The following is a 25523-nucleotide window of genomic DNA, read 5'->3' as shown; positions in this document are numbered from 1 at the left end:
ACTGTGCGGGGGGCTCCAGCCGTTTCCGCATGCCGCACGCGACAGCGGGCACTGGAGTGGTGGCCGACCCGATCGGCGCCCCGGGGCTGGTGAGGGCGACCGGAATCGGGTACATACGGACGAGTAGAGCCGACAGGTGCACAAGGGCCCAACGCCCCCGGACCTGCCGGATCCGCCCATCCGACGAAGCGGCGAGGTGAGCTCCTCATGTCCGCACCATCCGCACAACGACCGTCCGCACCGCGGACCACGCCCAAGGTCACCGAGCGCGAAGCGCGACAGGTGGCCGAGGAGGCGCGCGAGCAGGACTGGCGCAAACCCAGTTTCGCCAAGGAACTCTTCCTGGGCCGCTTCCGGCTCGACCTGATCCACCCGCACCCGCTGCCCGCCGCCGAGGACGTCCGGCGCGGCGAGGAGTTCCTCGCCCGGCTCCGCGCGTTCTGCGAGACCAGCATCGACAGCGCCCTGATCGAGCGCGAGGCCAGGATCCCCGACGAGGTGGTCAACGGCCTCAAGGAGCTCGGCGCGCTGGGCATGAAGATCGACGTGAAGTACGGCGGCCTCGGGCTGACGCAGGTCTACTACAACAAGGCCCTCGCCCTGGTCGGCTCCGCCAGCCCGTCGATCGGCGCCCTCCTCTCCGCGCACCAGTCCATCGGGGTCCCGCAGCCCCTGAAGATCTTCGGCAGCCAGGAGCAGAAGGACACCTTCCTGCCCCGGCTGGCCCGTACCGACATCTCCGCGTTCCTGCTCACCGAGCCGGACGTCGGCTCCGACCCGGCCCGGCTCGCCACCACGGCCGTCCCGGACGGGGACGACTACGTCCTCGACGGCGTGAAGCTGTGGACGACCAACGGCGTCGTCGCGGACCTCCTGGTCGTCATGGCGCGGGTACCGAAGGCGGAGGGCCGCAAGGGCGGCATCACGGCCTTCGTCGTCGAGGCCGACGCCCCGGGCATCACCGTGGAACACCGCAACGCGTTCATGGGCCTGCGCGGGCTGGAGAACGGCGTCACCCGCTTCCACCAGGTGCGCGTCCCCGCCGCGAACCGCATCGGCCCCGAGGGCGCCGGTCTCAAGATCGCACTCACCACCCTCAACACCGGCCGGCTCTCCCTGCCCGCCATGTGCGTCGGCTCCGGGAAATGGTGTCTGAAGATCGCCCGCGAGTGGTCGGCCGTCCGCGAGCAGTGGGGCCGCCCCGTCGCCCGGCACGAGGCGGTCGGCGCCAAGATCTCCTTCATCGCCGCGACCACCTTCGCCCTCGAAGCCGTCGTCGACCTCTCCTCCCAGATGGCCGACGAGGACCGCAACGACATCAGGATCGAGGCGGCGCTCGCCAAGCTGTACGGCTCCGAGATGGGCTGCCTGATGGCCGACGAACTGGTCCAGATCCGCGGCGGCCGCGGCTTCGAGACCGCGGAGTCCCTCGCCGCCCGCGGCGAACGGGCCGTCCCCGCCGAGCAGATGCTCCGCGACATGCGGATCAACCGGATCTTCGAGGGCTCGACGGAGATCATGCACCTGCTGATCGCCCGCGAGGCCGTCGACGCCCACCTCAAGGTCGCCGGCGACATCATCGACCCCGACAAGCCGCTCTCCGCCAAGGCCAGGGCCGGTGCGAACGCGGCCGGGTTCTACGCGAAGTGGCTGCCGAAACTGGTCGCCGGACCCGGGCAGCTCCCGCGCACCTACGGGGAGTTCCACCCCGCGGGCCACCCCGACCTCTCCGCCCACCTGCGCTACGCCGAACGATCCTCCCGCAAGCTGGCCCGCTCCACCTTCTACGCCATGTCCCGGTGGCAGGGCCGGATGGAGACCAAGCAGGGCTTCCTCGGCAGGATCGTCGACATCGGCGCGGAACTCTTCGCGATGAGTGCCGCCTGCGTCCGGGCCGAACTCCTGCGCGGCGAGGGCGACCACGGCCGCGAGGCGTACCAGCTCGCCGACACCTTCTGCCGCCAGTCCCGCATCCGGGTCGAGGAACTCTTCACCCGGCTCTGGTCCAACACCGACGACCTCGACCGCAAGGTGGTCGACGGTGTCCTCTCGGGCACGTACACCTGGCTGGAGGAGGGCATCGTCGACCCGAGCGGCGACGGCCCGTGGATCGCCGACGCCACCCCCGGCCCCTCGGACCGGGAGAACGTCCACCGGCCGATCCGCTGAGCCCGTGAAGCCGGAACGGCGGGGCGCGTCCACCCGGTGGACGCGCCCCGCCGCCGCGCGGACGGCACGGCAGGATGAGGACTCGTGACCGTCATCCATGTCCCCGGTTCCAAGTCCGTCACCGCGCGCGCCCTGTTCCTGGCCGCCGCCGCGCACGGCACCAGCACCCTCGTACGTCCGCTGCGCTCGGACGACACCGAGGGCTTCGCCGAAGGGCTCACCGCCCTGGGCTACGAGGTGGTGCGGGAGGCGGACGCCTGGCACCTCACGGGCCGGCCCTCCGGGCCCGGCGCCGCCGAGGCCGACGTCTACTGCCGGGACGGCGCGACGACCGCCCGGTTCCTGCCGACCCTCGCGGCGGCCGGCGCCCGCGGCAGCTTCCGCTTCGACGCCTCCGCCCAGATGCGCCGCCGCCCGCTCGCCCCGCTCACCGAGGCGCTGCGCACCCTCGGTGTCGACCTCGTCCACGAGGACGCCGAGGGCCACCACCCGCTGCGCATCGAGGCCGCCGGCATCAAGGGCGGCGAACTGACCCTGGACGCCGGGCAGTCCAGCCAGTACCTCACCGCGCTGCTGATGCTCGGACCGCTGACCGCGGAAGGGCTCCGGATCACCGTCACCGATCTGGTGTCGGCGCCGTACATCGAGATCACCCTGGCGATGATGCGCAGCTTCGGCGCCGAGGTCACCCGCGAGGGCCCCGACGGCACCGTCTTCTCGGTGCCGCCCGGCGGCTACCGGGCCACCTCCTACCCCGTCGAGCCCGACGCCTCCACCGCGAGCTACTTCTTCGCCGCGGCCGCCCTCACCGGTCGCGAGGTCACCGTTCCCGGCCTCGGACAGGGCGCCCTCCAGGGCGATCTGCGGTTCACCGACGTCCTGCGCCGCATGGGCGCCGAGGTGCGCACCACGGCCGACGCCACCACGGTCCGCTCCACCGGCCGCCTCACCGGCATCACGGTCAACATGCGCGACATCTCCGACACCATGCCGACGCTGGCCGGCATCGCCCCCTTCGCCTCGGGCCCGGTCCGCATCGAGGACGTCGGCAACACCCGCGTGAAGGAGTGCGACCGGCTGGAGGCGTGCGCGCGGAACCTGCGCCGGATGGGCGTCACGGTCACCACCGGACCCGACTGGATCGAGATCCTGCCGGGCACCCCGGAGCCCGTCGAGATCGAGACCCACGGCGACCACCGCATCGTCATGTCGTTCGCCGTCACCGGCCTGCGCACCCCCGGCATCACCTTCGACGACCCGGGCTGCGTACGGAAGACCTTCCCCGGCTTCCACGAGGCGTTCGCCGGATTCGCCGGTCTCCCCGACGGACGGACCCCGGCCGGTACGGGGCGATAGGCTCCGCGGCATGATCTCCGCCGCCGACGTGCTGTCCGTCCTCACGCTCCTGCGCGAGGCCGGCGCCGACGTCGTGATCGCCGGCGGCTGGGGCATCGACGCCCTGACCGGCGAGGAGACCCGCGCCCACGGGGATCTCGATCTGCTGCACCGCGAAGAGCAGGAACCGGCCGTGGTCGCCGCGCTGACGGCGGCCGGCTGGGCCCAGACCCTGGACCGGCGTCCCGTGCGCTTCGTCCTCAGCCACCCCTCCGGGTCCGACCTCGACCTGCATCCGCTGCGGTTCGCCCCCGACGGGTCGGCGGTCCAGTCGTCGCCCGACCCGCGGGAGCCGTTCCACTACCCGGCGGAGTGCTTCGTCACCGGCACCATCGGCGGGACACCGGTGCGCTGTCTCTCGGCGCGGCAGCAGATCGACTTCCACCAGGGGTACGAGCCCCGCCCGCAGGACCTGCACGACATGGCGCAGCTCCGGCGGGCGTTCGGCGTGACCACGCACTTCTGACCACCAGCACATCGGCACACCAGGGGATTGGGGACAGGCATGCACGGGGTGAGGTACCAGCGGCGCCGATGGCGCGGGATCGCGGCCACCGGGATCGCGGCCGCGACGCTCCTGGGCGCGACCGCCTGCGGCGGTGACGACGGCGGCCGGGCCGCGGCGGACCAGGACGCCAAGGCGTCCGCGGCGCCCTCGGCGAAGCCCGCTCCCGGGGCCCTCGACGAGGCCCGGCTCAAGGCCGCCTCGTTCACCGACGGTGAGAAGGTCGGCCCGTACACGGCCTCCGAGTACGTACTCGACGGGCCGCTCGGCGACGCGTACACCGCCGCCCCGACCGGCTGCCAGCCGCTCGTCAGCCTCGCCGGCGAGGTCAGCGACCCCGACCCGGCCGCCCAGGTGCAGCGCAAGGTCGACGTCCCGGACGAGATGCTCGGCCTCACCGTCGACGTCACCCTGCGCAGCTACGGGAACGGCGGCGCGGCCACCGTCATGAAGGCCCTCGGCACGGCGGGGCGGGACTGCGCCGGCGGATTCACCGAGGAGCGGGCCGTGGCCCGCGCGAAGTACCTCAAGGCCGAACCCGCCGAGGCACCCGCCTTCGCCGCCGAAGCCGACGAGTCGAAGGCGTACCGCTTCACCATCCTCGACGTGAAGGGGAAGGAGAAGCTGTACGAGTACCTCACCGTGGTCCGCTCCGGCTCCACCACCCTCGCCTTCCGTGCGGAGATCACCGGCACGAAGGACATCGGCGGAGTGCCGCCGGAGGTCATGGCCGCCCAGTGGGCGAAGTTCCGTGCGGCGAAGGGCTGAGACCGTGATGAGCGAACAGTCGGCACGCGGCGCGAGGGACGCCCTGTCCACACGCACAGCGGATGCGGCAACAATGGGGGGCATGAGCGAAAGCCCCGCCCCACTCGCCGACCCGCACCTCGTCTTCGACGCCGTGGAAGGCCGCCGGGATCTCGTCATCCTCGGCTCCACCGGGTCCATCGGCACCCAGGCCATCGACCTGGTGCTGCGCAACCCCGACCGCTTCCGCGTCACCGCGCTCTCCGCGGCGGGCGGCCGGGTCGCCCTCCTCGCCGAGCAGGCCCGCCGTCTCGGCGTGCGCACGGTCGCCGTCGCCTCTCCCGAGGCGGTGCCCGCCCTGCGCGAGGCGCTGCGCGCGGAGTACGGGGCGGGGGAGCAGCCGCCCGAGATCCTGGCCGGACCCGACGCCGCCACGGAACTGGCCGGCAGCGACTGCCACACCGTGCTGAACGGGATCACCGGCTCGATCGGCCTCGCCCCCACCCTGGCCGCGCTCAAGGCGGGCCGCACCCTGGCGCTGGCCAACAAGGAGTCGCTGATCGTCGGCGGGCCGCTGGTCAAGGCGCTCGCCGCCCCCGGGCAGATCATCCCGGTCGACTCCGAGCACGCCGCGCTGTTCCAGGCGCTCGCGTCCGGCAAGCGCGCCGACGTGCGCAAGCTCGTCGTCACCGCGTCGGGCGGCCCGTTCCGGGGACGTACCAGGAGCGAGCTCGCGGACGTCACGAAGGACCAGGCGCTCGCGCACCCGACCTGGGCGATGGGCCCGGTCATCACGATCAACTCGGCCACCCTGGTCAACAAGGGTCTCGAGGTCATCGAGGCGCACCTCCTCTACGACATCCCGTTCGACCGGATCGAGGTCGTGGTCCACCCCCAGTCGTACGTTCACTCCATGGTGGAGTTCACCGACGGGTCCACCCTCGCCCAGGCCACCCCGCCCGACATGCGCGGACCGATCGCCATCGGCCTCGGCTGGCCGCAGCGCGTCCCGGACGCGGCCCCCGCCTTCGACTGGTCGAAGGCCTCGGCCTGGGAGTTCTTCCCGCTCGACACCGAGGCCTTCCCGTCCGTCGGGCTCGCCCGGCACGTGGGCACGCTGGGCGGCACCGCACCGGCGGTGTTCAACGCGGCGAACGAGGAGTGCGTGGCGGCCTTCCTCGACGGACGGCTGGCGTTCAACGGCATCATGGACACGGTGACGGCCGTGGTCGCCGAACACGGAACGCCTCCGGCGGGAACTTCGCTGACGGTCGCGGACGTCCTTGAAGCGGAGGCCTGGGCACGGACCCGGGCCCGGGAACTCTCGGCCAAGGCCACCGCGGAGGCACGCGCATGAGCATGACGACGATCCTGCTGACGATTCTCGGCATCGCGGTCTTCGCCTTCGGCCTGCTGTTCTCGATCGCGTGGCACGAGCTGGGCCACCTGTCGACCGCCAAGCTCTTCGGCATCCGCGTCCCGCAGTACATGGTCGGCTTCGGCCCGACCATCTGGTCGCGGAAGAAGGGCGACACGGAGTACGGCATCAAGGCCATTCCGGCCGGCGGCTACATCCGCATGATCGGGATGTTCCCGCCGGGACCGGACGGACGGCTGGAGGCACGGTCCACCTCGCCGTGGCGCGGCATGATCGAGGACGCCAGGTCCGCCGCCTTCGAGGAGCTTGAGCCGGGCGACGAGAAGCGCCTCTTCTACACGCGCAAGCCGTGGAAGCGCGTGATCGTCATGTTCGCCGGACCGTTCATGAACCTGGTCCTGGCCGTGGCGATCTTCCTCGGTGTGGCCATGACCTTCGGATTCCAGACCCAGACGACCGATGTCGCCGGCGTCCAGAAGTGCGTGATCTCCCAGAGCGAGAAGCGGGAGACCTGCAAGGCGTCCGACCCGGTCTCGCCCGCGCAGGCCGCAGGCCTGAAGGTCGGCGACAAGATCGTCGCCTTCAACGGCCAGAAGATCGACGAGTGGTCCACCCTCTCCGACCGGATCCGCGACACCATCGGCCCCGCCACCATCACGGTCCAGCGCGACGGGCAGGAGAAGACCCTCCACGCCGTGCTCAAGAAGAACGCCGTGGCGCAGAAGGACTCCGACGGCGAGGTGGTCCCGGGGAAGTTCGTCTCCGCCGGCTACCTCGGCTTCGCGGCGCAGACGGAGATCGTCCCGCTCTCCTTCGGTGACTCGGTCGTCCGCATGGGCGACATGATCGAGAACGGCGTCGATTCGATCATCGCGCTGCCGTCCAAGATCCCGGCCCTGTGGGACGCGGCCTTCGACGGCGGCGAGCGCGCGGACGACTCCCCGGTGGGCGTCGTCGGCGCGGCCAGGATCGGCGGCGAGGTGATGACGCTGGACGTGCCGGCGCAGAACCAGATCGCGATGATGCTGTTCCTGCTGGCCGGCTTCAACCTCTCGCTGTTCCTCTTCAACATGCTGCCGCTGCTGCCGCTCGACGGCGGTCATATCGCGGGGGCCCTGTGGGAGGCGCTGCGGCGGAACGCGGCGCGGCTCTTCAAGCGCCCCGACCCGGGCCCGTTCGACGTGGCGAAGCTGATGCCGGTCGCCTACGTGGTCGCCGGTGTGTTCATCTGCTTCACCCTGCTCGTCCTGGTCGCCGACGTCGTCAACCCGGTCAAGATCTCCTGACCCGTCCCACACGAACGCCTTATGTACCCCGAGTGACGGCCGGTACGCACGATGCGTCCGGGAGCCCACATTTTGAGTGGGCCCCGGACGCGGTGTGCCCCACGCCGTGCTCGGTGCCGTAACCTCGAAGGCCGGAGCCCGCCGAACTCGGGACCTTGATCCACACCTTGGGGATGCTCAGCGCATGACTGCGATTTCTCTCGGAATGCCCACCGTTCCGACCCAGCTCGCCGTACGGCGGGTCAGCCGCAAGATCCAGGTCGGGTCGGTGGCGGTCGGTGGGGACGCGCCGGTCTCGGTGCAGTCGATGACGACGACGCGTACGTCGGACATCGGTGCGACGTTGCAGCAGATCGCGGAGCTGACGGCGTCGGGCTGTCAGATCGTGCGGGTGGCGTGTCCGACGCAGGACGACGCGGACGCGCTCGCGACGATCGCCTCGAAGTCGCAGATCCCGGTGATCGCGGACATCCACTTCCAGCCGAAGTACGTGTTCGCGGCGATCGATGCCGGGTGCGCGGCGGTGCGGGTGAACCCCGGGAACATCAAGCAGTTCGACGACAAGGTCAAGGAGATCGCGCGGGCGGCGAACGACGCCGGCACGCCGATCCGGATCGGCGTCAACGCCGGTTCGCTCGACGCGCGGCTGCTGAAGAAGTACGGCAAGGCGACGCCCGAGGCCCTGGTGGAGTCTGCGCTGTGGGAGGCGTCCCTCTTCGAGGAGCACGGCTTCCGGGACATCAAGATCTCCGTCAAGCACAACGACCCGGTCGTGATGGTGAACGCCTACCGGCAGCTCGCCGCGCAGTGCGACTACCCGCTGCACCTGGGCGTGACCGAGGCAGGCCCCGCCTTCCAGGGCACGATCAAGTCGGCCGTCGCCTTCGGCGCCCTGCTCAGCGAGGGCATCGGCGACACGATCCGCGTCTCGCTCTCCGCGCCGCCGGCCGAGGAGGTCAAGGTCGGACTCCAGATCCTGGAGTCGCTGAACCTGAAGCAGCGGCGGCTGGAGATCGTGTCCTGCCCGTCGTGCGGCCGTGCGCAGGTCGACGTGTACAAGCTCGCCGATCAGGTGAGCGCGGGCCTCGACGGCATGGAGGTGCCGCTGCGCGTCGCCGTGATGGGCTGTGTCGTCAACGGTCCCGGTGAGGCCCGTGAGGCCGACCTGGGTGTGGCGTCCGGCAACGGCAAGGGCCAGATCTTCGTCAAGGGCGAGATCATCAAGACGGTGCCCGAGTCGAAGATCGTCGAGACCCTCATCGAAGAAGCCCTCAAGATCGCCGAACAGATGGAGAAGGACGGCGTCGCCTCCGGCGAGCCCGAGGTCTCGATCAGCTGATCCCATGACACCCACGACAGCGCCCCGCCGGAGGAACACTCCCCGCGGGGCGCTGCTCGTGAGCGAGGTCACCGCCCTCCGCGGAAGCTGTTCACGGCCACGAGCGGCGCCTCCGGGCCTCTTTGGGTACAGTGCGGAAATCAGCAGACCGCATGGTGAGGCCCCCTCGTGTTGACGCAGACCACCACCCGGGTCCTCGAACCCAGCGACCTCGGCGCCGCCCTCGCGGTGCTGGAGAGCGAACCCGTAGCGAACGCCTTCGTGACCTCCAGGGTCCAGATCGCAGGCCTCGACCCCTGGCGCCTCGGCGGCGAGATGTGGGGCTGGTACGCGGACGGGCAGCTGCGCTCCCTCTGCTACTCGGGAGCCAATCTCGTCCCCATCTGCGCCACCCCCGAAGCCGTCCGGGCCTTCGCCGACCGCGCCCGCAGGGCCGGCCGCCGCTGTTCCTCGATCGTCGGCCCAGCCGAGCCCACCGCACAGCTGTGGCGGCTCCTCGAACCGGGCTGGGGGCCGGCCAGGGAGGTCCGCGCCAACCAGCCGCTCATGGTGACCGAGAGCCCCTCCGACACCGTGGCAGCCGACCCGCTGGTCCGCCGCGTCCGCAAGGACGAGATGGACGTCCTCATGCCGGCCTGCGTGGCCATGTTCACCGAGGAGGTCGGCATCTCCCCCCTCGCGGGCGACGGCGGACTCCTCTACCAGGCCCGCGTCGCCGAGCTCATCGGCGCCGGCCGCTCCTTCGCCCGGATCGAGGACGGCAAGGTCGTCTTCAAGGCGGAGATCGGCGCCACCACCGCCCAGGCCTGCCAGATCCAGGGCGTCTGGGTCGCCCCGGAGTTCCGCGGCCGCGGCCACTCCGAGACCGGCATGGCGGCCGTCCTGCGCTACGCGCTCGCCGATGTCGCGCCGATCGTCAGCCTGTACGTGAACGACTACAACACCCCCGCGCGCAAGGCCTACCGCCGCATCGGCTTCCGCGAGACCGGCGCGTTCATGAGCGTGCTGTTCTGACCCGGCAGCGGACAGTGCCGGCCCGTACCCCGCACCCCGCCACGGACAGTAGGGTCGGCTCATGGCAGCAGCTTCCGGGGACGGCCCCCACACCTCCAGCGTCCGGATCGGACCGATCGATCTCGCCGCCCGCGTGGACGAGGCGCTCGCCGTACAGGCCGTCGCCTTCGGTCTTGGCCCCGAAGAGATCGAAGTGCGCCGCCACATCGTCCTCAGACACCTCGACCACCCCTGCGCCCGCGCCCTCGGCGCCATGACCGCCGGCGGCGACCTCGTCGGCTTCGTCTACGGCATGCCCAACGAGCGCGGCCACTGGTGGTCCACCGTCGTCGAGCCCTGTCTGCGGGCCACCGGCTCGGAGGGCTGGCTCGACGACTCCTTCGTGATCACCGAGCTCCACGTCCTGCCGGAGTACCAGAACCGCGGCATCGGCCGCACCCTGATCACCACCATCACCGACGGCGTCGGGCAGCCCCGGTCCATCCTCTCGGCGATCGACACGGAGAGCCCGGCCCGCGGTCTGTACCGCTCGCTCGGCTACCGGGACCTGGCCCGCCAGGTGCATTTCCCCAGCGCGCCGATGCCGTACGCGGTCATGGGAGCACCACTTCCACTGCTCCGCCCCGGGCATCCCTGAGCGAATCGATTTCCGCCCGCCCCCGCCGCCCGGCTAACCTCCTGCACATCACCCTTCCGAGCAGGAGTTCATCATGGCCCAGGTCCAGCGCATGTCCCGATTGATGATCAAGACACTGCGCGACGACCCGGCGGACGCCGAGACGCTCAACCACAAGCTCCTCGTCCGCGCCGGTTACGTACGCCGCACCGCGGCCGGCATCTGGTCCTGGCTGCCGCTCGGCAAGAAGGTCCTGGAGAACATCACCCGCGTCGTCCGCGAGGAGATGGACGCCATCGGCGGCCAGGAGGTCCTGCTCCCCGCGCTGCTCCCCAAGGAGGCGTACGAGGCGAGCGGCCGCTACGACGAGTACGGCGACCTGCTCTTCCGGCTCCAGGACCGCAAGGGCGCCGACTACCTCCTCGGCCCGACGCACGAAGAGGTCTTCACCCAGGTCGTCAAGGACATGTGCTCGTCCTACAAGGACCTGCCCGTGATCCTCTACCAGATCCAGACCAAGTACCGCGACGAGGCCCGCCCCCGCGCCGGCGTGCTGCGCGGCCGCGAGTTCCAGATGAAGGACTCGTACTCCTTCGACACCACCGACGAGGGTCTCGCCGAGGCGTACCAGCTGCACCGCGGCGCCTACATCCGGATCTTCGAGCGGCTCGGCCTCGACCACCGCATCGTCTCCGCGGTCTCCGGTGCCATGGGCGGCTCCGCGTCCGAGGAGTTCCTCGCCCCGGCGCCCGCCGGTGAGGACACCTTCGTCGACTGTCCGAACTGCGACTACGCCGCCAACACCGAGGCCGTGACGTTCAACGCCACCCCGGCCGACGGCTCGGCGACCGGCCCCGTCGAGGAGCTGGACACCCCCGACACCCCGACCATCGAGACCCTCGCCGCCCACCTCGGCGTCCCGGCCTCCGCCACCCTGAAGAACCTCCTGGTCAAGGTCGACGGCGAGATCGTGGCCGTGGGCGTGCCCGGCGACCGCGAGGTCGACCTCGGCAAGCTCGGCGAGCACCTCACCCCCGCCGTCGTCGAGCTCGTCACCGCCGAGGACTTCGTGGGCCGCCCCGACCTGGTCCGCGGCTACGTCGGCCCGCAGGGTCTGGAGAAGGTCCGCTACATCGCCGACCCCCGCGTCGCCGCCGGCACCGCCTGGATCACGGGTGCCAACAAGGAGGGCAAGCACGCGAAGAACGTCGTCGCGGGCCGCGACTTCGAGGTCGACGACTACCTCGACGTCGTCGTCGTCGAGGCGGGCGACCCCTGCCCCAAGTGCGGCACCGGCCTCCAGGTGGACCGCGCCATCGAGATCGGCCACATCTTCCAGCTCGGCCGCAAGTACGCCGACATCTTCTCCCTCGACGTCCTCGGCCAGCAGGGCAAGCCGGTCCGCGTCACGATGGGCTCCTACGGCATCGGCGTCTCCCGCGCGGTGGCCGCCCTCGCCGAGCAGACCGCCGACGACAAGGGCCTGTGCTGGCCCCGCGAGATCGCCCCGGCCGATGTGCACGTCGTCGCCGCGGGCAAGGCGCTCCAGACCGAGCTGGCCCTCGACGTCTCCGAGAAGCTGAACGCGGCCGGCCTGCGCGTCCTGGTCGACGACCGCCCGGGCATCTCGCCCGGCGTCAAGTTCACCGACTCCGAGCTCATCGGCGTCCCGAAGATCCTGGTCGCCGGCCGCCGCTCGGCCGAGGGCGTCCTGGAGCTGAAGGACCGTCGCACCGGCGAGCGCGAGGAGCTCACGGTCGACGAGGCGATCGCCCGCCTCACCGAGCAGGGCTGACCGCCCGGCCACATGCCGAAGGGCCCCGCACGGAGATCCGTGCGGGGCCCTTCGGCATGCGCGGCGGCTACAGCCAGCCGGCGAACTCCAGTGTCACTTCGCCCTCCTCGCGGCGCCCCGCCGCGAGCGCCCGGGTGCCCGACTCCACCGCGCGGAACAGCGTCCAGCCGTGCAGCCGGTCGTGGTTCACGTCCAGCGCCTCCGCGAGCTTCTTGACCCGGCGCCGGGCCGTCACCGCACCGCCGGGCGAGGCGATCAGGTCCTCGACCCGGTCCCGCACCAGCCGCGCCAGATCGTAGGCGCGTTCGCCGACGACCGGCTCGGGACCGACCGTCAGCCAGGGCGCGCGCTCGCCCGAGAGCACCTTGCTCTGGCGGAAGTTGCCGTGCAGCAGCAGGGTCTCCGGGGAGTCCGCGAGGAGCTCCTCGCGCGCCGCCAGAGCCGCTGAGACCAGGGGCTCCAGCACCGGATCGGCCGCCGCGGCGGCCTGCATCGGGGCGGTCCGCAGCCCGGTCCGCCCGGCGACCGTCTCGAACGCGTGCCCCTCGGGCGGATCGACCCAGAGCCGCCGCACCGTCCCGGCCGCCTCCAGCAGCGCCTTCGCCTCCGGCAGCGAACGCAGCGACACCTCCGGGTGCAGCCGCTCCAGCAGCAGCGCCTCACCGGAGTCCGCCCCGTCCGGGGGGCTGGCCAGCCGCACCGCACCCCAGCCGTTCCAGTGCGCCAGCGCCGCACGCTCCAGCTCCGGCGCCGCCCCGGCCGGGGAGAGCTTCAGCGCCGCCGGGGTGCCGTCGGCGTCCCGGACCAGCAGGACCAGGCTGCTGCGCCCGCCCGGGGCGGCGACCCGTTCCACGGTCAGCTCCCGGCCGGCCGCGGTGAGCGCCCGCTCGGTCAGTCCGGGGAGCCGCGCGAGCCATTCCCCGGCGGCCGTATCCCCGTACGACTCGCCGAGCGCTCGCACCAGACGCTGCGGCGGTTCAAAACCCATACGTGCCGTGTTCCCTTTCAGAGCTTCTCTCAGTGCGTCGCGCCGGTACCGGCCTTCGCATCGGACCCGGCCTTCGCGCCGGCCCCGGCCGTCTCGTCCTTCCCGGCCGTCCCGCCGACGAGCGACCCGTCGGCGGCCCGCTCGGCGAGCCCGGGAAAGGGTACGCCGCTGCCGCGCCACCGGACGGCCCGCACCGCGGCCTCCCGCAGCGCGTCCGCCGCCGACCGCCGCAACGGCCCCTCCGAGGCCCGTACGAGGTCGGAGTAGACGTCCGCGACCCGGTCCTCCAGCACCGCGGCGAGCCGCACGGCCGCGGCCGCGTCCGGTACCGCGAACGGCAGAGCGTACGCGGGACCCGATGCCACCGGTTCACCGCCCAGGTCACGCACCGTCCGCACCAGCGCGTCGCGCCGGGCCCGGTGCGCGTGGTGCGCCGCGGTGGCCTCGGCACGGCGGGCTGCGGCGACCCGGCCGCCGGCGACCCCGTACCCGTACACGGCGGCGTGTTCGGCGGCCAGCGCCGCCTGTGCGGCCTTCAGCGTTGCGTCGTCGCTCATGCCCGCGTCTCCTTGGCCAGTTCGGTCAGCAGATAGGCGTGGGCGGAGGCGGCCGCGGCGACCGAGGCGAGCAGCCGGGCGAGTTCGGGCGGGGCCTTCAGCAGCGCCTCGGTGTGCGAGGCCGCGGCACGCCGCTCCGCGGCCGCCAGCTCCCGGACCGCCGCGGCGGCGTCCCCGGTGCCGGGGCGCGTGCGGACGAAGCCGAGCGAGCCGCCGCCGCCCTTGCCTAGAGCGGTGAGGTGGGCGCGGACGGCGTCACGCAGCGGAGCGAGTCCGGCCGCGGTCGCCGGATGGTCCCGGGCCACCTGCTCGTACCCGGCGAACAGTGAGGCGCTCACTCCCGCGGCCGCCGACCGCAGTGAGGCCTCCGCCCGGTCGGCCGACGAGCGGTCGGCCGCGGTCCGTGCGCCGGCCCGGGCGGAACCCCGGCTTCCGGAGCTCTCGTCATCGCCACCGCTCCCGCAGCCGGCCAGCACCGCCCCCATGGCGATCGCTCCCGTCGCGGTGAGCGCGCCCCTGCGCGTCGTCCCCGTGCGCCGCACTTGTTCTCCTTCGGGCCTGGACCTGTTGTGACTGGATCTGTCCGGAAGTGATCACCGTTGGCGAGCGTACCCGCGCCCAGGGGGCCGGCGGACAGCAACACCCCTTGGGACCGGATACCCTTTGACCAGACACGCGACGATCCCCACAACAGCACACGCGGCCGAGGAGTCACCCGGATGAGCACCACCCAGAGCGAGAGGCTGCGCGGGCTGGTAGAACCGCTCGTCAGCGCCGAGCAGCTGGATCTGGAAGAGATCGAGGTGTCCCGGGCAGGCCGTCGCCGGGTGCTGCGGATCATCGTGGATTCCGAGGAGGGCGTGGAGCTCGACGCCTGTGCGGATCTGAGCCGCGCGATCTCCGCCAGGCTCGACGAGACCGACGCGATGGGCGAGGACGAGTACGTCCTGGAGGTCAGCTCTCCCGGTGCCGACCGTCCGCTGACGGAGCACCGCCACTACGTACGTGCCACGGGCCGGCTGGCCAGGATCACGCCGAACGAGGGCGCCGAGCTGGTGGCCCGCATCATCGCGGTCGACGAAGAGGGCCTCGATCTCGAGGTGCCGGGCGTCAAGGGCCGCAAGCCCACCTCCCGCCGGATCGCCTTCGCCGACATCGCCAAGGCGCGCGTGGAGCTGGAATTCAACCGCAAGGACAAGAAGGAAGAGGAGGCGTAGCCGTGGACATCGATGTGAAGCTTCTGAAGGGCTTGGCGCAGGACAAGGAGATCCCGTTCGACGTGCTCGTCGAGGCGATCGAGTCGGCCCTCCTCATCGCGTACCACCGCACCGACGGCAGCCACCGCAGGGCCCGCGTGGAGCTGGACGAGCGCGGCCACGTGACGGTGTGGGCGAAGGAGGACCCGGCCGATCTGGAGGAGGGCCAGGAGCCCAAGGAGTTCGACGACACCCCGTCGGGCTTCGGCCGGATCGCCGCGACCACCGCCAAGCAGGTCATCCTCCAGCGTCTGCGCGACGCCGAGGACGACCGGACGTTCGGCGAGTACGCGGGCCACGAGGGCGATGTCGTCACCGGCGTCGTCCAGCAGGGCAAGGACCCGAAGAACGTCCTGGTCGACATCGGCAAGCTGGAAGCCATCCTGCCGGTGCAGGAGCAGGTGCCCGGCGAGGAGTACACGCACGGCCTGCGGCTGCGCACCTACGTCGTCCGCGTCGCCAAGGGTGTCCGCGGCCCGTCCGTGACGCTGTCGCGGACCCACCCCAGCCTCGTGAAGAAGCTCTTCGCGCTGGAGGTCCCGGAGATCGCCGACGGTTCCGTCGAGATCTGCGCGATCGCCCGCGAGGCCGGCCACCGCACCAAGATCGCGGTCCGCTCCACCCGTTCCGGTCTCAACGCCAAGGGCGCCTGCATCGGTCCGATGGGCGGACGTGTGCGCAATGTCATGGCCGAGCTGCACGGCGAGAAGATCGACATCGTGGACTGGTCGGACGACCCGGCCGAGATGGTCGCCAACGCGCTGTCCCCCGCACGGGTGAGCGAGGTCGAGGTCGTTGACCTCGGAGCGCGCTCCGCCCGGGTCACCGTGCCCGACTACCAGCTGTCGCTGGCGATCGGCAAGGAGGGCCAGAACGCCCGCCTGGCCGCCCGCCTGACGGGCTGGCGCATCGACATCCGCCCGGACACCGAGACCGACGCCGAGCGCGATGTCGCGGACCGCGAGCGGGCCGAGCGGGCCCGGGAGCGCTCCGAGCGGCGCTGACCCGACGGGGGATCGCGGCGCGGATCGCACTGCGCCGCGGACCTGGGCCGGAGCACTCCGGCCACCGGTCCGGCAGGGCCGACCAGGAATAGATCGAGGCGGCGCGCCGCTGAGATCACGACAACATCCGTTCGATTTTTGCCCCAAAGGGGTGAGGTCGGTACGGGGAGGTAGACTTAAACGTGTCTGGCCGGACGCAAGCCCGCGCTTGCCCCGAGCGCACCTGTGTGGGATGCCGGGAGCGGGCGGTCAAGAGCGAGCTGCTGCGCATCGTGGCGGACGGGGACGCATGCGTCCCCGATCCACGCGGTACGCTGCCCGGCCGGGGTGCCTATGTACACCCCGTCTCCGTCTGTCTGGACCTGGCGGTTCGCCGCCGGGCATTCCCCCGGGCCTTCAAGGCCAAGGGGCCGTTCGACCCCGCCGCGGTAGAGCGGTTCGTCGGACGGGCGACACCGTAAGAAATGAACGGCACGGGACCCCGTGCGGTCAGGTACCTCGCGAGTTGGAAGTAGGTCGAGATTGCGATGAGCACTCGATGAGTACGCGATGAGTACGCCCATGAAGTAGCGACGGTCCGGCGGTAACCCGGACCTAAAAGGAGCGAAGTGGCTAAGGTCCGGGTATACGAACTCGCCAAGGAGTTCGGGGTTGAGAGCAAGGTCGTCATGGCCAAGCTCCAAGAACTCGGTGAATTCGTACGTTCGGCGTCCTCGACGATCGAGGCGCCGGTTGTACGCAAGTTGACTGACGCACTGCAGGGGCCCGGCGGCAACGCCGGCAAGTCCGCTGCCAAGCCCGGCGCGCCCCGCAAGGCCGCGCCCGTGAAGCCCGCAGCGCCCTCCCCGGCCGCTGCGGCACGTCCTGCTGCCCCGAAGCCCGGCGTTCCGGCCCCCAAGCCGGCCGCTGCCGAGGCCCCGGCGAGCAGCACCCCCACTGCACCCTCCGCGCCGTCCGCCGGCCCGCGTCCGGGCCCCAAGCCCGCGCCGAAGGCCGCTCCGGTCACCCCGGTGCCCGCAGCCGAGTTCTCGGCTCCGGCCCCGGCCCAGCCGGCAGCGCCGCAGCAGCAGCAGGCCCCGCGTCCCGCGGGAGCCACCCCGGGACCGCGTCCTGCCGGTGGCCCTGCCCGTCCGGCTCCGGCCGGCGGTCAGCGTGACGGTGGCCGCGACGGTGGTCAGCGCGACGGCGGCCGCGGTGGAGAGCGTGGCGCCGAGCGCCCCGCACGCCCCGCGGGCCAGGGTGCCCCGCGCCCCGGCGGCGCCCGTCCGGCCGGTCCCCGTCCGGGCAACAACCCCTTCACCTCCGGTGGCTCGACGGGCATGGCCCGTCCGCAGTCGCCCCGTCCCGGCGGCGCCCCGCGTCCCGGTGGCGGTCAGGAGCGCCCCGGCGCCCCGCGTCCGCAGGGCGGCCCCGGCGGCGCCCCGCGCCCGCAGGGTCAGGGCGGCGCACGTCCGTCTCCGGGCGGCATGCCGCGCCCGCAGGCTCCTCGTCCCGGCGGCGCCCCCGGCGCCGGCGGTGGTAACCGTCCCAACCCGGGCATGATGCCGCAGCGTCCCGCTGCCGGCCCGCGTCCCGGTGGTGGCCCCGGCGGTGGCCGTGGTCCCGGTGGCGGCGGCGGCCGTCCCGGCGGCGGTGGCGGCGCAGGCCGTCCCGGTGGCGGCGGCTTCGCAGGCCGTCCGGCCGGTCCCGGTGGCGGTGGCGGCGGTTTCGCCGGTCGTCCCGGTGGCGGCAGCGGTGGCGGCGCAGGCCGTCCCGGCGGTGGCGGCGGCTTCGGCGGTCGTCCCGGCTTCGGTGGCCGTCCCGGCGGTCCCGGTGGCCGCGGTGGCACACAGGGCGCCTTCGGCCGTCCCGGTGGTCCCGCGCGTCGTGGTCGCAAGTCGAAGCGGCAGAGGCGCCAGGAGTACGAGGCCATGCAGGCCCCGTCGGTCGGCGGCGTCATGCTGCCTCGCGGCAACGGACAGGCTGTCCGGCTGTCGCGCGGTGCCTCGCTCACCGACTTCGCCGAGAAGATCAACGCCAACCCGGCGTCGCTCGTCGGCGTGATGATGAACCTCGGCGAGATGGTCACTGCCACGCAGTCCGTCTCCGACGAGACGCTGAAGCTCCTCGCGGACGAGATGAACTTCGTCCTCGAGATCGTCAGCCCCGAGGAGGAGGACCGCGAGCTGCTCGAGTCCTTCGACATCGAGTTCGGCGAGGACGAGGGCGGCGAAGAGGCCCTGGTCTCCCGTCCGCCGGTCGTGACCGTCATGGGTCACGTCGACCACGGTAAGACCCGACTGCTGGACGCGATCCGCAAGACGAACGTCATCGCGGGCGAGGCCGGCGGCATCACGCAGCACATCGGTGCCTACCAGGTCGGTGCCGAGGTCAACGGCGAGGACCGCCGCATCACCTTCATCGACACCCCGGGTCACGAGGCGTTCACCGCCATGCGTGCACGTGGTGCGAAGTCCACCGACATCGCGATCCTCGTGGTGGCGGCGAACGACGGTGTGATGCCCCAGACGATCGAGGCGCTGAACCACGCCAAGGCGGCCGACGTGCCGATCGTGGTCGCGGTCAACAAGATCGACGTCGAGGGCGCGGACCCGACCAAGGTGCGCGGTCAGCTCACCGAGTTCGGTCTGGTGGCCGAGGAGTACGGCGGCGACACGATGTTCGTCGACATCTCCGCCAAGCAGGGCCTCAACATCGAGGCTCTTCTGGAGGCCGTCGTCCTCACCGCCGACGCCTCGCTCGACCTGCGGGCCAACCCGGAGCAGGACGCGCAGGGTATTGCGATCGAGTCCCACCTCGACCGCGGCCGCGGTGCTGTTGCGACCGTCCTGGTCCAGCGAGGCACACTGCGGGTCGGCGACACGATGGTGGTCGGCGACGCGTACGGCCGAGTCCGCGCGATGCTCGACGACAAGGGCGAGAACGTCGAGGAAGCGGGTCCCTCGACCCCCGTCCTCGTGCTGGGTCTCACCAACGTCCCGGGTGCCGGCGACAACTTCCTGGTCGTCGACGAGGACCGTACGGCCCGTCAGATCGCCGAGAAGCGTGCCGCTCGTGAGCGCAACGCCAACTTCGCCCGCAAGGGTGTCCGGTTCTCCCTGGAGAACCTGGACGAGGCGCTCAAGGCCGGTCTGGTCCAGGAGCTCAACCTCATCATCAAGGGCGACGCGTCCGGTTCGGTGGAGGCTCTCGAGTCCTCGCTGCTCCAGCTCGACGTCGGTGAAGAGGTCGACATCCGGGTCCTGCACCGCGGTGTGGGTGCGGTCACCGAGTCGGACATCGACCTGGCGACCGGCTCCGACGCCATCGTGATCGGCTTCAACGTGCGCGCCGCAGGGCGTGCCGCGCAGATGGCCGACCGCGAAGGTGTGGACGTCCGGTACTACTCGGTCATCTACCAGGCGATCGAAGAGATCGAAGCGGCCCTCAAGGGCATGCTCAAGCCGGAGTACGAAGAGGTCGAGCTCGGTACGGCGGAGATCCGCGAGATCTTCCGCTCGTCCAAGCTGGGCAACATCGCCGGTGTGCTGGTCCGGTCCGGCGAGGTCAAGCGCAACACCAAGGCGCGCCTGCTGCGCGATGGCAAGGTCATCGCGGAGAACCTCAACATCTCCGGTCTGCGCCGCTTCAAGGACGACGTCACCGAGATCCGCGAAGGCTTCGAGGGCGGTATCAACCTCGGAAACTTCAACGACATCAAGATCGACGACGTCATCGCGACGTACGAGATGCGCGAGAAGCCGCGAGGCTGACCCGTACCTCAACAGTCGGGGCCGGTCGACGGGACGTATATCCGTCGATCGGCCCCGGCCGTTCCGTGTACGGTTCTTGTGTCCCTGCCAATCACCGGCGGGGCGCGAACCCGAACCGGCGGGACATCCGGACACACATGTATGTGGGGACACTGTCCTTCGATCTGCTTCTCGGCGACGTACGGTCGCTGAAGGAGAAGCGCTCCATAGTCCGTCCGATCGTTGCCGAGCTCCAGCGCAAGTACGCGGTGAGCGTGGCGGAGACGGGCGGGCAGGACCTCCATCGCAGGGCCGAGATCGGCCTCGCCGTGGTCTCCGGGGAAACCGGGCACCTCACAGACGTACTCGACCGGTGCGAGCGGTTGGTCGCCGGCCGGCCGGAAGTGGAGCTGCTGTCCGTACGGCGGCGGCTGCACAGCGACGAAGACGATTGAGCAGGACCGGCCGGAACCGGTGGGCGGGCGACGCCGCCCCCGATTGCCGGCCGTTCAGAGCGAGAAGGAGACGGACCAGTGGCCGACAACGCGCGGGCTAAGAAGCTGGCGGACCTCATCCAGGAGGTGGTCGCCGAGAAACTGCAGCGTGGGATCAAGGACCCGCGCCTGGGTACGCACGTGACCATCACGGACACCCGCGTCACCGGCGACCTGCGGGAGGCCACGGTCTTCTACACGGTCTACGGCGACGACGAGGAGCGGGCGAGCGCGGCGGCCGGGCTGGAGAGCGCCAAGGGCATCCTGCGCTCGGCGGTCGGCTCCGCGGCGGGGACGAAGTTCACCCCGACCCTCGCCTTCGTGGCGGACGCGCTGCCCGAGAACGCCAAGGCGATCGAGGACCTCCTCGACCGGGCACGGGCCTCCGACGCCAAGGTGCGCGAGGCGTCCTCGGGCGCCGCGTACGCGGGCGACGCGGACCCGTACCGCAAGCCGGAGGACGAGGACGAGGACTCACCTTCCGCATGACGCAGAACAAAACGCCGGACGGCCTTGTCATCGTCGACAAGCCGTCCGGCTTCACGTCGCACGACGTCGTCGCCAAGATGCGCGGTATCGCCAGGACCCGCCGCGTCGGCCACGCCGGCACGCTGGACCCGATGGCGACCGGCGTGCTCGTGCTCGGCGTCGAGAAGGCCACCAAGCTGCTCGGTCATCTCGCACTGACCGAGAAGGAGTACCTCGGTACGATCCGGCTGGGCCAGGACACCGTCACGGACGACGCGGAGGGCGAGATCACCTCGTCCACCGACGCCTCCGGAGTGACCCGCGAGGGCATCGACGCGGGCGTCGCCGCACTGACCGGCCCGATCATGCAGGTGCCGTCCAAGGTCAGCGCCATCAAGATCGACGGCAAGCGGTCCTACGCGCGGGTGCGCGGCGGCGAGGAGTTCGAGATCCCGGCCCGGCCGGTGACCATCTCGTCCTTCCGCGTCTACGACGTCCGCGAGGCCGTCGCCGAGGACGGCACCCCGGTCGTCGACCTCGTCGTCTCGGTGGTCTGCTCCTCCGGTACGTACATCCGGGCCATCGCCCGTGACCTCGGCGCGGGACTCGGCGTGGGCGGGCATCTGACGGCCCTGCGGCGGACCCGGGTCGGTCCGTACGGGCTCGATGCCGCGCGGACGCTCGACCAGCACCAGGAGGAGCTGACCGTGATGCCGGTGGCCGACGCCGCCGCCTCGGCGTTCCCCCGCTGGGACGTCGACGACAAGCGGGCCAAGCTGCTGCTGAACGGCGTACGCCTCGACATGCCGGCGTACCCGCCGGGGCCGGTCGCGGTCTTCGGGCCCGACGGGCGGTTCCTGGTCCTCGTCGAGGAGCAGAAGGGCAAGGCCAAGAGCCTCGCCGTCTTCGCCTGAGCTTCGGGGAACCCTCGTGGAGCGGGCCGGACCCCCTCGGGCCCGCTCCACGACCCCCCGTCGGAGTCTGTCCGGTGAACACCCCTGATTCACCCCAACGGGCAGGCGCTCGGAGTGAATCAGGGGAGCAAATGGGGCGCTTTTACCCCGAGCGCTACGCGTACCGATCACCGTCGCCCTAACGTCGGATCATGGGATGCGGGGACCGGGCGACGCTGGTACGACTGTGCGATCCGGCGGGCCGGCCACGGGGGACCGGTTTCGTCGCGGACGACCGGGGCACCGTCGTGACCAGCCACGAGGCGGTCGACGGACTTCCGCATCTCCTCCTGCACGGCGCGGACGGCCGCGGCTGCCGCGTCGAGGCCCAGGACATCACCGCCCTGCCGGAGCTGGACCTCGCCCTCCTGCCCACCGGGGGACCCGACGCACTCGGTGTGCAGCCGCTGCCGATCTCCCTGCGGGAGCGGCTCGACCCCGGTACGTATGTCACGGTCGCCGCGCACGGCCTGCGCGAGGCCCGCGTCCTGGGCGCCACCCCGGTGACGTACACCTCCGGCGGCCGCACCCACCGGATCGACGGCGCGCTGGAGCTGGCCCTCGGCACGGACGGCAGCGATGCGCTGCGGCTCGGCGGCGCGGCCGTCGGCGGGCCCGTCCTCGATCCGGTGAGCGGCGCCGTCATCGCCGTGCTGGGCATCGCCCTGCGGGCCGGGCACGCCGCCGCCGGATGCGCGGTGCCGCTGGCCGGAGCGGACCGGGACGGACCCCTGGGCGCACTGCTGAGGCGCAACGCCCGGGGCGTGCCCGGCTACGGACTCGATCTGAACGCGGCGGGGGCGCTCCAGCTCACCGCCATGTCGGTCGGCTCCGCGGACGGCCCCACCGCCTGGCCCGATCCGGTCGAACGGCCCGAAGTCCTCGCGGAGTGCCAGGCCTTCGCCGCCGCCGGCCGCACCGAGGGCGCGGCGGAACCCGCGGTCGTCCTCGGCCTGGTCGGAACCCCCGGCACCGGCCGCACCACCGAACTCGCCGCCCTCGCCGCACGGCGCGCCCGGGGACCGGTGCCCGCACTCACGCTGTGGCTGCGCGGCGCCGACCTGCTGGCCGACGACACCTCCGTCGCCGACGCGATCGGCCGCACGCTGGGGCAGGCCGGCCGCATCGTCACCGCCGCCGGAGCCGTCGGGGACATGGAGTCGGCCACCCCGGAGCGGGTGGCCGGGCTGGCCGCCGAGGCCGGCAGCCCGCTGCTCGTCCTGCTGGACGGACCCGAGGAGATGCCGCCCGTCCTGGCGCACCACCTGGCCCGGTGGACGACGGGCACCGTCGCATGGCTGCGGGAGCACGGGGCGCGGCTCGTCGTCGCCTGCCGGCCCGAGCACTGGGAGACCGCGGGCGCACTCTGCCCGCCCGGCGCGCTGTACCACCCGGCCCGGCCCGCCAGGCGGCTCCCGTCCGCGGTCCGCATCGGGGACCTCACCGAGGCCCAGGCCGAGCGGGCCCGGGAGCGGTACGCGCTCCCGCCCGACGCCCTCGCCGCGGGCCACGACCGGCACCCGCTCACCCTGCGGCTGCTCGCGGAGGTCCGCGCGGCCCTGCCGCCGGACACCCCGGGCCGCCCCGACACCGAAGAGGTCTTCGCCGCCCACCTGGACCTCATGTGCCTGCGCATCGCGGTCCGGATCGCCGCCCAATGGCGTCCGGCACCGGACGGGAGGGCGGTGCGGCGGCTGGCGGCGCAGGTGGCGGGCCAGGTCCACGAAGCGGCCCGGCGGTGCCTGGGTCCCGGGCAGGGGGAGCTGGACCGGGCCACGTTCGAGGCGATCTTCCCGTGGCGGACGGGCTGGGCGTCCGCGGTGCTGACCGAGGGACTGCTCGTCCCGGCGGGCGCGGGCTACCGGTTCGCGCACGAGGAGCTGGGTGACTGGGTCCAGGGCGCGCATCTGGACCTGGACTCGGCGCTGCGGGCGCTGGTGCACCGCTGGCACGCGGACACCGCGGCGGGGGAGGGCGCCGAGCGGGTGCCGTACCCCCGCCGCCCGGACGCCCGCCCCGGACCGGAGGCCCCGTCCCGGCCGCACTCCCTGCCCGTACCGCGCCACCGCATCGGCCCGGTGATCCAGGCGCTCCTCCTGCTCGGCCGCCGCCAGGGCCCGGCCGCGCTGGCCCACCGGCTGGCCGATCTGATCGAGGCGCTGGACCGGCTGACGGCGGCGGGGCCCGTTGCCGTGGCGGAGTCCTCGGCCCCGGAGAGCGGGACGGCGGACGGCGGCGGCGCCCCGTTCCCGGACGCGCGCTGGTGGGCCGTGCACCTGCTGTCCGAGACGCTGCTGCGGGTGCCCGACGCCCGGCCGCACCTCGGGGTGCTCCGGCTGCTCGCCGGGCGTATCGTCCGCAGCTCCGCCGACGCCGGCGGGACCGGGCCGCGTGGTGCGTACGCCGGGTTCGGGCCGTGGTTCTGGCGCCGGCTGCGGCTGCCGGAGTCCGACCGGATGGATCTGTTCCGGCGGCTGGTCCCCGCCGACGGACCGCCGCGCGGTGACAGTGACGGCGGCGGCCGCTTCCTGGACGCCGTGGCCCGGCGGCTCGCCGCCCATCCGCGTACCCTCCAGCCGCTCCTGTGCGCCTGGTTCACCGACGAGCAGCCGCTCGCCGCCGCGGAGGGTGTGGCCCTGCGGCCCACCGTCGCGGCGGCCGCGCAGGCGCTCCTGCACGCCCGCCGCGATCTCGCCGTGGACGATCTGACCGACGCGCTCGTCTCCTGCGACCACCCCCGTGCCGACGAACTGCTCGCAGCCCTGGCCGAGGACGAACCGGCGGCGCTCTGCCGGGCCGTCGAACGGTGGTCGCGCGACGACGACCACCGCATCCGGCGGATCGCGGCGGTGTCGTACGCCGGGCTCCTCGCCCCGAGGCTGACCCGCGACCTGGACCGCGTCCTGCTGCGCCGGGCCGCGCTCGCCCTGCTGGCCCGGCCCGCCGACACCGATCTGCACGGGCCCGTGCTCGCCCTGCTGGTGGCCGACCCGCAGACCCGGGACCGCTATCTGCCCCAGGCGCTCCGGGCCTTCGCCGCGGACGGGCCGAAGATCTCGGCCGGCGCCCTCGCCGTCGCCCTGCCCACCCACCCGGAGCCGGTGCTGGCCGCGTACCGGGACCGGCTGACGCGGCCCGGGGAAGGCGCCGGTGAGGCGCTCCGCGCGCTCGCCGGCCTCGACGCTCCCGCGCTGGCGCTGCACGCGGCGGGACTCGTACGCGCCTACGTCGACAGCCACCCCGGGGACACCTCGCACACCGCCGCGTACCTCGACCGCAGGCTGGAGCACGGGCCCGCCGCCCGGGCGCTGCTGCCTCCCCTGCTGGCCGGTCTGCTCCGGGACCGTCCGGCGGCCGCGCCGGTCAGGGGTGCGCTCGCCGGGGTGCTGGCCTCGCCCGGCAGCCCCGCGTCACAAGCGTTGCGGGACAGCCTGCTGGAGGTGCTGCTGGAGTTCGAGCAGGGGCGTGCCTACCGGGACCCGGTGGTGCTGGACGCGCTGCTGCGGGCCGCCGCGGCCGGCTGCGCGGGGCGGTCGCCCGTCCGCACCCGGGCGCTGGTCCACCGCACCGGGATGCTGCTGGTCCGTACCCCCGAGGGGGCCGTCCTCTTCGACCGCAGGCTCGTCGCCCTCGCCCGTGACATGCCCGGATTCGGGGCGCTGGTCATCGGTTGGCTGGCCGACGCCCCGCAGGAGTGGGCGGCGGTCGTCGGCCCCAGCGCGCGGCGGACCATGGAAGCCCTGGGGGCCCCGATGACCATGCCGATGCAGGGCGCAGGGCGTGAGCATGGCAGTCTTAGACCTGCGTAAGAGACAAACCCACGTACAC

The 25523-nt window shown here is 72.5% G+C and carries 21 protein-coding genes; 18 read left to right on the top strand and 3 right to left on the bottom strand.

Annotation, left to right across the window (positions count from 1 at the left end):
• Nucleotides 1-207: 207 nt before the first annotated feature.
• The 10 genes from OG521_10660 (at nucleotide 208) to OG521_10615 (ending at nucleotide 12244) form a co-directional block, all read left to right on the top strand.
• On the top strand, nucleotides 208-2169 hold the full coding sequence (locus tag OG521_10660; GenBank protein ID WUW21225.1) for an acyl-CoA dehydrogenase family protein: 1962 nt from the start codon (nucleotides 208-210) through the stop codon (nucleotides 2167-2169).
• A gap of 84 nt (nucleotides 2170-2253) precedes the next feature.
• Nucleotides 2254-3525 (top strand): 3-phosphoshikimate 1-carboxyvinyltransferase, encoded by a 1272-nt coding sequence (gene aroA / locus OG521_10655; protein ID WUW21224.1) that lies wholly within the window; start codon nucleotides 2254-2256, stop codon nucleotides 3523-3525.
• A 10-nt stretch (nucleotides 3526-3535) separates the two neighbouring features.
• Entirely contained in the window at nucleotides 3536-4030 is a 495-nt protein-coding gene (locus OG521_10650; protein ID WUW21223.1) for a nucleotidyltransferase family protein, read from the top strand.
• 39 nt (nucleotides 4031-4069) lie between these two features.
• On the top strand, nucleotides 4070-4837 hold the full coding sequence (locus OG521_10645; protein WUW21222.1) for a hypothetical protein: 768 nt from the start codon (nucleotides 4070-4072) through the stop codon (nucleotides 4835-4837).
• Nucleotides 4838-4919: 82 nt separating this feature from the next.
• On the top strand, nucleotides 4920-6173 hold the full coding sequence (gene dxr / locus OG521_10640) for a 1-deoxy-D-xylulose-5-phosphate reductoisomerase (GenBank protein ID WUW21221.1): 1254 nt from the start codon (nucleotides 4920-4922) through the stop codon (nucleotides 6171-6173).
• Nucleotides 6170-7480: a site-2 protease family protein gene (locus tag OG521_10635; protein ID WUW21220.1), complete on the top strand. Its 1311-nt coding sequence runs from the start codon at nucleotides 6170-6172 to the stop codon at nucleotides 7478-7480. Before dxr ends, OG521_10635 begins: the two co-directional genes overlap by 4 nt.
• A gap of 184 nt (nucleotides 7481-7664) precedes the next feature.
• Nucleotides 7665-8819 (top strand): flavodoxin-dependent (E)-4-hydroxy-3-methylbut-2-enyl-diphosphate synthase, encoded by a 1155-nt coding sequence (gene ispG, locus OG521_10630; protein ID WUW21219.1) that lies wholly within the window; start codon nucleotides 7665-7667, stop codon nucleotides 8817-8819.
• 171 nt (nucleotides 8820-8990) lie between these two features.
• Nucleotides 8991-9833, top strand: coding sequence for a GNAT family N-acetyltransferase (locus OG521_10625; protein ID WUW26637.1), 843 nt, complete (start codon nucleotides 8991-8993; stop codon nucleotides 9831-9833).
• A 61-nt stretch (nucleotides 9834-9894) separates the two neighbouring features.
• Nucleotides 9895-10470 (top strand): GNAT family N-acetyltransferase, encoded by a 576-nt coding sequence (locus OG521_10620; protein ID WUW21218.1) that lies wholly within the window; start codon nucleotides 9895-9897, stop codon nucleotides 10468-10470.
• A 73-nt stretch (nucleotides 10471-10543) separates the two neighbouring features.
• A complete protein-coding gene (locus OG521_10615; protein ID WUW21217.1) occupies nucleotides 10544-12244 on the top strand; it encodes a proline--tRNA ligase in 1701 nt (566 codons plus the stop codon).
• A gap of 67 nt (nucleotides 12245-12311) precedes the next feature.
• On the opposite strand, the gene OG521_10610 is transcribed toward OG521_10615, so the two are convergent.
• From OG521_10610 to OG521_10600, 3 genes are read right to left on the bottom strand one after another with little or no spacing between them, the layout of a single operon-like run.
• Entirely contained in the window at nucleotides 12312-13232 is a 921-nt protein-coding gene (locus OG521_10610) for an aminoglycoside phosphotransferase family protein (GenBank protein ID WUW21216.1), read from the bottom strand.
• Nucleotides 13233-13261: 29 nt separating this feature from the next.
• Entirely contained in the window at nucleotides 13262-13789 is a 528-nt protein-coding gene (locus OG521_10605; protein WUW21215.1) for a ferritin-like domain-containing protein, read from the bottom strand.
• Nucleotides 13786-14331 (bottom strand): hypothetical protein, encoded by a 546-nt coding sequence (locus OG521_10600; GenBank protein WUW21214.1) that lies wholly within the window; start codon nucleotides 14329-14331, stop codon nucleotides 13786-13788. The genes OG521_10605 and OG521_10600 overlap by 4 nt, the downstream gene beginning before the upstream one ends.
• A gap of 177 nt (nucleotides 14332-14508) precedes the next feature.
• Here OG521_10600 and rimP point away from each other — a divergent pair, with 177 nt between their 5' ends.
• The 8 genes from rimP to OG521_10560 all read left to right on the top strand — a co-directional run bounded on the left by rimP (nucleotide 14509) and on the right by OG521_10560 (nucleotide 25504).
• The gene (rimP, locus tag OG521_10595; protein WUW21213.1) at nucleotides 14509-15006 is read left to right on the top strand and encodes a ribosome maturation factor RimP; all 498 of its coding nucleotides are present in this window, start codon (nucleotides 14509-14511) and stop codon (nucleotides 15004-15006) included.
• Between the two features lie 2 nt (nucleotides 15007-15008).
• On the top strand, nucleotides 15009-16049 hold the full coding sequence (gene nusA / locus OG521_10590) for a transcription termination factor NusA (GenBank protein ID WUW21212.1): 1041 nt from the start codon (nucleotides 15009-15011) through the stop codon (nucleotides 16047-16049).
• A 182-nt stretch (nucleotides 16050-16231) separates the two neighbouring features.
• On the top strand, nucleotides 16232-16510 hold the full coding sequence (locus tag OG521_10585) for a YlxR family protein (protein ID WUW21211.1): 279 nt from the start codon (nucleotides 16232-16234) through the stop codon (nucleotides 16508-16510).
• 147 nt (nucleotides 16511-16657) lie between these two features.
• Complete coding sequence (gene infB / locus OG521_10580; protein WUW21210.1) at nucleotides 16658-19801, top strand: translation initiation factor IF-2; 3144 nt, start codon at nucleotides 16658-16660, stop codon at nucleotides 19799-19801.
• Between the two features lie 137 nt (nucleotides 19802-19938).
• Nucleotides 19939-20235 (top strand): DUF503 domain-containing protein, encoded by a 297-nt coding sequence (locus tag OG521_10575; protein ID WUW21209.1) that lies wholly within the window; start codon nucleotides 19939-19941, stop codon nucleotides 20233-20235.
• A 78-nt stretch (nucleotides 20236-20313) separates the two neighbouring features.
• Nucleotides 20314-20763, top strand: coding sequence for a 30S ribosome-binding factor RbfA (gene rbfA / locus OG521_10570; protein WUW21208.1), 450 nt, complete (start codon nucleotides 20314-20316; stop codon nucleotides 20761-20763).
• Nucleotides 20760-21656 carry a tRNA pseudouridine(55) synthase TruB gene (gene truB, locus OG521_10565; protein ID WUW21207.1) on the top strand — a complete coding sequence of 299 codons (897 nt, stop codon included), beginning with the start codon at nucleotides 20760-20762 and terminating at the stop codon, nucleotides 21654-21656. Before rbfA ends, truB begins: the two co-directional genes overlap by 4 nt.
• Nucleotides 21657-21847: 191 nt before the next feature.
• The gene (locus tag OG521_10560; protein ID WUW21206.1) at nucleotides 21848-25504 is read left to right on the top strand and encodes a serine protease; all 3657 of its coding nucleotides are present in this window, start codon (nucleotides 21848-21850) and stop codon (nucleotides 25502-25504) included.
• Nucleotides 25505-25523 lie beyond the last annotated feature (19 nt).

Origin of the sequence: Streptomyces sp. NBC_01463 (assembly GCA_036227345.1) — a bacterium.
Taxonomy (GTDB): Bacteria; Actinomycetota; Actinomycetes; order Streptomycetales; family Streptomycetaceae; genus Streptomyces.
The sequence above is the reverse complement of the archived record's forward strand: the minus strand, read 5'-3'. Positions and strand labels throughout refer to the sequence as shown.